Source organism: Streptomyces sp. (assembly GCF_031181555.1).
GTDB lineage: Bacteria > Actinomycetota > Actinomycetes > Streptomycetales > Streptomycetaceae > Streptomyces > Streptomyces fimbriatus.
In genome coordinates, this window is sequence record NZ_JAPSKQ010000263.1 from 1 (window position 1) to 5,397 (window position 5,397).

General features: G+C 72.3%; 6 protein-coding genes and 1 pseudogene. 4 read left to right on the plus strand and 3 right to left on the minus strand.

Features of this window, described 5'->3' with window-relative positions:
• From RIM90_RS30155 to RIM90_RS30165, 3 genes and pseudogenes are all read right to left on the minus strand, one after another.
• Positions 1–157 (minus strand): annotated as a pseudogene (locus tag RIM90_RS30155) (ribosome small subunit-dependent GTPase A); the annotation flags it as partial.
• 12 nt (positions 158–169) lie between these two features.
• Positions 170–1,486 (minus strand): 3-phosphoshikimate 1-carboxyvinyltransferase, encoded by a 1,317-nt coding sequence (gene aroA / locus RIM90_RS30160; protein ID WP_309063916.1) that lies wholly within the window; start codon positions 1,484–1,486, stop codon positions 170–172.
• A gap of 106 nt (positions 1,487–1,592) precedes the next feature.
• Positions 1,593–2,315 (minus strand): M50 family metallopeptidase, encoded by a 723-nt coding sequence (locus RIM90_RS30165; RefSeq protein ID WP_309063920.1) that lies wholly within the window; start codon positions 2,313–2,315, stop codon positions 1,593–1,595.
• Between the two features lie 73 nt (positions 2,316–2,388).
• Here RIM90_RS30165 and RIM90_RS30170 point away from each other — a divergent pair, with 73 nt between their 5' ends.
• The 4 genes from RIM90_RS30170 (at position 2,389) to rsrA (ending at position 5,263) form a co-directional block, all read left to right on the plus strand.
• Positions 2,389–3,204, plus strand: a complete 816-nt coding sequence (locus RIM90_RS30170) for an SOS response-associated peptidase (RefSeq protein WP_309063917.1) — start codon at positions 2,389–2,391, stop codon at positions 3,202–3,204.
• Between the two features lie 22 nt (positions 3,205–3,226).
• Entirely contained in the window at positions 3,227–3,964 is a 738-nt protein-coding gene (locus RIM90_RS30175) for an alpha/beta family hydrolase (RefSeq protein WP_375165613.1), read from the plus strand.
• A gap of 256 nt (positions 3,965–4,220) precedes the next feature.
• A complete protein-coding gene (sigR, locus tag RIM90_RS30180) occupies positions 4,221–4,910 on the plus strand; it encodes an RNA polymerase sigma factor SigR (RefSeq protein WP_309063921.1) in 690 nt (229 codons plus the stop codon).
• Positions 4,907–5,263 (plus strand): mycothiol system anti-sigma-R factor, encoded by a 357-nt coding sequence (gene rsrA / locus RIM90_RS30185; protein WP_309063919.1) that lies wholly within the window; start codon positions 4,907–4,909, stop codon positions 5,261–5,263. Before sigR ends, rsrA begins: the two co-directional genes overlap by 4 nt.
• Positions 5,264–5,397 lie beyond the last annotated feature (134 nt).

Sequence of the window (5,397 nt, forward strand, 5' to 3'; positions counted from 1 at the left end):
CGACGAGGCAGGTCAGCCGGCCCCGGTCGACGGTGAGGACCATGCCCTCGGCGGCGTCCTCGTGCTTGGGCCGGATGTGGGTGCGCGGCCGGTTGCCCTTGCGGTTCGGGCGCGAGCGGATGTCGTCCTCGTCGGTGTGCTTGCCGTAGCGGCGCATGGTCGTGAGTCCCTACTGTCCGAGCATCCCGGTCCACAGCTCGGGGAAGTCCGGCAGGGTCTTCGCCGTGGTCGCCACGTTCTCGATCTGCACCCCCGCGACCGCGAGGCCGATGATCGCGCCGGCGGTGGCCATGCGGTGGTCCTCGTAGGTGTGGAAGACCCCGCCGTGCAGCCGGCGCGGGCGGATGTGCAGGCCGTCGGCGGTCTCGGTGACGTCGCCGCCGAGCTCGTTGATCTCCTTGGTGAGCGCGGCCAGGCGGTCCGTCTCGTGCAGCCGCAGGTGGGCCACGCCGCGCAGGGTGGACGGCGAGTCCGCGAGCGCCGCGACGGCCGCGATGCCCGGCGTCAGCTCGCCGACCTCGCCGAGGTCCACGTCGATGCCGTGGATCGAACCGGAGCCGGTGAACACGAGCCCGTACTCGGTCAGCTCGCAGGAGCCGCCCATGTCGGTGAAGATCTCCCGCAGGCGGTCACCGGGCTGGGTGGTGCGGGCCGGCCAGTCCGGGATGACGACCCTGCCGCCGGTCACCAGCGCCGCCGCCAGGAACGGCTGGGCGTTGGACAGGTCGGGCTCGACGGTCAGGTCCCGGCCGAGCAGGGCGCCCGGGGTGACCCGCCAGACGTTGGGCTCGCCGCCCGACTCCGGGGTGTCGACCTGGGCGCCGACCGCGCGGAGCATGTCGACGGTCATGCGGATGTGCGGCAGGGAGGGCAGCGTCGAGCCGGTGTGCCGGACCTCGACGCCCTGGTTGAAGCGCGGCGCGGACAGCAGCAGGGCGCTGACGAACTGGGAGGACGAGGACGCGTCGACCGAGACCGTGCCGCCGTCCAGGGCGCCGCCGCCGTGCACGGTCATCGGCAGCGCGCCGCGGTCGTCGTCGTCGATCCGGGCGCCCAGCCGGCGCAGCGCGTCGATGACGCCGTTCAGGGGACGCTCGTAGGAGCGCGGATCGCCGTCGAAGCGGACGGGGCCGTCGGCCAGCGTGGCGACCGGGGGCAGGAACCGCATCACCGTGCCGGCGTTGCCGACGTCGACGGTGGCCGGACCGTGCAGGCCCGTGGGGAGCACCCGCCAGGCCTCACCGGTGCCGTCCGGACCCACGCCCTCCTCGATCTCGACCCCCATGGCGCGCAGCGCGCCCGCCATCAGCAAGGTGTCGCGGGAGCGCAGCGGGCGGCGCAGCCAGCCCGGCTCGGAGGCGAGGGCGGCGAGCACGAGGGCGCGGTTGGTGACCGACTTGGACCCGGGCACGTGGACCGTCGCGTCGACGGCTCCGCTCGCGTGCGGGGCGGGCCAGAGGGCGGTGTGTGCGGGGTTAACGGTCATGCGCCCCACTTTAGTGGGCGGGGGTGGTTCGGGTACGGCAGCGTTGTGGCTGGTCGCTCCCCGAAGGGAGCCGCCCGTCGGCACCGCCCGTGCCCCCGGCCGGCCCTCACACCCCCAGCAGCCAGCGTCCTCCGCCGATCAGGGAGCACAGCGACACCGCGTGGAACAGGAAGAACCACAGTCCCGCCGGTACGTGGGTCAGCCGGGACAACTGGTCCGCGTCCGAGTCTCCCGCGCCGCCGCGCGCCCGCTTGGCCTGCAGCTCGAAGGCCGGGCGCACCCCGCCCAGCAGCAGGAACCACACCACGGCGTACGCGAACGCCGCCTGCACCTGGGGCCCGGTGAGCCAGGACACGACCACGAACGTGCCGCCGGTGACGAGCACGGTCAGCGCCCCGTACGCGTTGCGGATCATCACCAGCATCGCGATCAGCAGCGCCGTCGCCAGCCACAGCAGCAGCGTGATGCGCCCGGTGCCGAGCAGCGAGGCGCCGCCCAGGCCCAGCAGCGGGGGAGCGGTGTAGCCGGCCGCCGCGGTCAGGATCATGCCGATGCCGTGCGGTTTGCCGCGGCTGACGGTCAGGCCGCTGGTGTCCGAGTGCAGGCGTATCCCCGTCAGGGTGCGGCCGGTGAGCAGGGCCACGAGCCCGTGACCACCCTCATGGGCGATGGTGATGGCGTTGCGGGAGAGCCGCCACAGCCCGTGCGGCACGACGACGGCGAGCGCGGCGGTCAGGGTGGCCACGACCACCCACAGGTCCGGGTCGGGCTGGGTGCCGGAGACCTCGTCCCAGAGGGAGGCGAGGGAGGCGGACGCGGTGCCGACCATGTTCGCGGTGCTTTCCATGTGTTCCCGGTGGCTCCCTCTGCCTGCGCGTGCGGAGTCTGGCAGTGTTGCACGTATGTGCGGACGGTATGCAGCGAGTCGTGGGCCCGAGGATCTCGCGGGAATCTTCGAGATCGACAAGTGGGAGCCGGAGGAGACCCTGGCGCCCGACTACAACGTGGCTCCCACCAAAGAGGTCTACGCCGTACTCGACCGTCCTCTGAAAGACGTGGACGACCCGCGTCCGGTTCGGCAGCTGCGCAGGTTGAAGTGGGGCCTGATCCCCTCGTGGTCGAAGACGCCCGAGGGCGGCGCCCGGATGATCAACGCACGCGCGGAGACCGTCCACGAGAAGCCCTCCTACCGGCGCGCCTTCGCCGCCCGGCGCTGCATCCTGCCCGCCGACGGCTACTACGAATGGGTCACCGGCAAGCAGGAGCGGGACCTGGAGGTCGAGGGGAAGAAGAAGCGCCCCCGCAAGCAGCCGTACTTCGTGACGCCGGCGGACGGCTCGGTCTTCGCGATGGCCGGGCTGTACGAGTTCTGGCGGGACCGGACGCTGCCGGACGACCACCCGCAGGCCTGGTGGGCGACGTGCTCCGTCATCACCACCGAGGCGGAGACGAGTCCGCTCGCGGTGTCCCCGGCGGACGGCCCGCACACCCTGGCCGAGATCCACCCGCGGATGCCGCTCATGCTCACACCGGACCGCTGGGACAGCTGGCTGGACCCCTCCCGCACGGACACGGACGACCTGCGCGCACTGCTCGCCCCGCCGCCCCCCGGCCTGATGCGCGCCTACCCGGTCTCCACGGCGGTCAGCAACGTCCGCAACAACGGTCCGGAGCTGCTGACGGAGCTGGCCGCCCCGGAAGAGGGCACACTCTTCTGACGTGAGCGCACACTCTTCCGACGTGATCTCCGAGAGCTCCGACGTGACCGTCGAAACCGTCGAGACGGACGCCGGCCCCGCCCGCATCACCTGGCATCGCGCCCCGCGTGGCGCACGCCTCGTCCTCGCGGCCGGCCACGGCGCCGGCGGCGGCATCGAGGCACGGGACCTGAAGGCCCTCGCCGCCGTCCTGCCCGCCCACGGCGTGACCGTGGCCCTCGTCGAACAGCCCTGGCGCGTGGCCGGCAAGAAGGTGGCCCCGGCGCCGAAGACCCTCGACGCCGGCTGGCGCGGCGTCTGGCCCGCGCTGACCGGGCCGGGGCTGCCGGTGATCGCGGGCGGGCGCAGCGCGGGCGCCCGTGTCGCCTGCCGCACGGCCGGCGAGCTGGGCGCCCACGCGGTGCTCGCGCTGAGCTTCCCCCTGCACCCGCCGGGCAGGCCCGAGAAGTCCCGCGCCGACGAGCTGCTCGGGGCCGGGGTGCCCACCCTCGTCGTCCAGGGCGGGAACGACCCGTTCGGCAGGCCGGAGGAGTTCCCCGGGTACGGGAGAGGGCGCGCGACGGGGGTCCCCCCGGGCGTTCAGCTCCGGGGGAGCGTCGGTGCGAGGGCGGTGGTGGGAGACGGATGGGCGTACGAACTGGTCGGGGTTCCGCACGGCGATCACGGCTTCGCCGTCCCCAAACGGGCGGGCATCACGCAGGAGGAGGCCGTGGCGGCGGTCACGGACGCGGTCGTGCGGTGGTCCGGCTCACTCGGGTGACGCGCCGGGAATGTCCGGGCGGCCCCCACTGTTGAGCCGGACGTACGTGCCGGTCAGCGGCACCGCCGCCGTAGGAGAGGAAGTCCGCCGCATGGGTTCGATCTTTTGCCCGAGCCGCAGCAGCCGCGCCGACCTGGAGTGGACGGTGCTGCACGCGGCCAAGACCGCCCCTATTCGGGCGGCGGGCGGACCGGATCGTCGTCTATCCTCCGATTCGGGTGAGACCGGTTTCGGTCTCGCGACAACTCTGGAGGAGGTGGGTCCGGTTCCCGGTACCGACGCAGGGACCGAACACGGCCAGGCGGAGCAGCCCGAGGGCCGGGGCAGCGGCACGGGCGCGGAGTCGACCGCGGAGCGCAGCGCGCGCTTCGAGCGGGACGCGCTCGAGTTCCTCGACCAGATGTACTCGGCCGCGCTGCGCATGACGCGCAACCCGGCCGACGCGGAGGACCTGGTGCAGGAGACCTACGCCAAGGCGTACGCGTCCTTCCACCAGTTCCGGGAGGGCACCAACCTCAAGGCGTGGCTGTACCGGATCCTCACCAACACCTTCATCAACTCGTACCGCAAGAAGCAGCGCGAACCCCAGCGCAGCGCGGCCGAGGAGATCGAGGACTGGCAGCTCGCGCGTGCCGAGTCGCACATGTCCACGGGCTTGCGCTCCGCGGAGTCGCAGGCGCTGGACCACCTGCCCGACTCGGACGTGAAGGAAGCGCTCCAGGCGATCCCCGAGGAGTTCCGCATCGCCGTGTATCTCGCGGACGTCGAGGGCTTTGCCTACAAGGAGATCGCCGACATCATGGGGACACCCATCGGTACGGTGATGTCCCGGCTGCACCGGGGCCGCCGTCAGCTGCGCGGCATGCTCGAGGACTACGCCCGTGAACGCGGACTGGTCCCGGCCGGCGCCGGAGAGTCGAACGAAGCGAAAGGCTCGGGGTCATGAGCTGCGGAGAGCCGCACGAGACGGATTGCAGCGAAATCCTCGATCATCTCTACGAGTTCCTCGACCGTGAGATGCCGGACTCGGACTGCGTGAAGTTCGAGCACCACTTCGAGGAATGCTCGCCGTGCCTGGAGAAGTACGGCCTGGAGCAGGCGGTGAAGAAGCTGGTCAAGCGGTGTTGCGGGCATGACGACGTGCCGGGCGACCTGCGGTCCAAGGTCATGGGCCGGATCGAGCTGATCCGCTCCGGTCAGGCCGTGCCCGAGCAGGACGTCACCGCCGCACCCGCGTCGCCGGCCACGTCGGCCGCACCCGTGTCGCCGGCCACACCGACGGCACCGCAGGAGTCCTGACACCCCTCGGCGTGCGGCTACCCCGTAAGGGGACCGTCGTCACTCGTACGTGCTAATCCGCGGGTTATCGGCCCGCGGAGGCGCCCCCCGCCGTCCTAGGCTCCAGAGCCTGGCAGGCGGCAGGTCGAGTGCGG

What these genes read in the sequence shown, in the direction of transcription:
- aroA (WP_309063916.1), bottom strand. Translation starts at nt 1,486, where the DNA reads ATGACCGTTAACCCCGCACACACCGCCCTCTGGCCCGCCCCGCACGCG.
- rsrA (WP_309063919.1), top strand. Translation starts at nt 4,907, where the DNA reads ATGAGCTGCGGAGAGCCGCACGAGACGGATTGCAGCGAAATCCTCGAT.
- RIM90_RS30170 (WP_309063917.1), top strand. Translation starts at nt 2,389, where the DNA reads ATGTGCGGACGGTATGCAGCGAGTCGTGGGCCCGAGGATCTCGCGGGA.
- RIM90_RS30165 (WP_309063920.1), bottom strand. Translation starts at nt 2,315, where the DNA reads ATGGTCGGCACCGCGTCCGCCTCCCTCGCCTCCCTCTGGGACGAGGTC.